The following is a 269-nucleotide window of genomic DNA, read 5'->3' on the forward strand; positions in this document are numbered from 1 at the left end:
CTGCCATGTCATACCCCGATCAATCCAAAGGTTTTTATGGGGCCGTCTCGATCACAGATGGGGCGGTCTGTGGATTATGCAAGCGACCTAGGCGGCAGACGGCCGAGCCGTGCCGCGGCGCGCCAACTCAGCCCCGCCATGACAGCCGCCGTGGCAAGGCAGAGCGGCAGTCCCCCAAGCTGAAAGCTCAGCCCCGACAGGAGCGTCCCGATCAGCCGCCCCGCCGCGTTCGACATGTAGTAGAAACCAACATCCATGGTCACGCGTTC

At 63.2% G+C, this 269-nt stretch carries 1 pseudogene; it reads right to left on the reverse strand.

Annotated elements, in window-relative coordinates:
* Positions 1 to 74 precede the first annotated feature (74 nt).
* Positions 75 to 269 (reverse strand): annotated as a pseudogene (locus tag H2O73_RS24045) (organoarsenical effux MFS transporter ArsJ); the annotation flags it as partial.

The organism is Vibrio marinisediminis, from assembly GCF_014050145.1.
In the GTDB taxonomy this organism is placed as follows: Bacteria; Pseudomonadota; Gammaproteobacteria; order Enterobacterales; family Vibrionaceae; genus Vibrio; species Vibrio marinisediminis.